The following is a 467-nucleotide window of genomic DNA, read 5'->3' on the forward strand; positions in this document are numbered from 1 at the left end:
AGAACATCTTTGAGTTCATCAGTGATTTCGAAGCTTTTCGCATCGGTTGGAACTTGGGTATTGATAGTGTACTCAAACACTTCATCACGTTGTGGAAGATCTGCGTGGACTTGATTGTTAACCAACTTATCTACTGTTGGGTCAGTTGGTGTCGGTGGAGTGACGGTTACTGGTTCTGACGTTACTTTTGGTTTATTATCAACCGTAATATTCGCAACGTTAGGAACTTTGACTGCTCCATCTGTAATGTAGTCTGACAAGTTGACATTAGCGCGAATCTTAGCTTTAAATGTCACCACGACTGCCTGACCTTGAAGTTTAGAAAGTTGATCTGACGTCAAGTTGATCGTCAAGTTTTGGTTTTCTGTCTTCACAGTTGTTTCCTGTGTGACATCTTTATCACCAATCTTAACAACGACTTCGCCCTTACCATCTGCTCCCGCAAACTCTAGAACTTCCTTCAGTTC

At 42.0% G+C, this 467-nt stretch carries 1 protein-coding gene; it reads right to left on the reverse strand.

Going from position 1 to position 467, the window contains the following annotated elements:
• A partial coding sequence (locus C1E99_RS14495; protein WP_153060171.1) for an isopeptide-forming domain-containing fimbrial protein occupies window positions 1–467 on the reverse strand: 467 nt, incomplete at both ends.

The sequence above is a fragment of the Streptococcus suis genome (assembly GCF_002964045.1).
GTDB classification, from domain to species: Bacteria; Bacillota; Bacilli; order Lactobacillales; family Streptococcaceae; genus Streptococcus; species Streptococcus suis_U.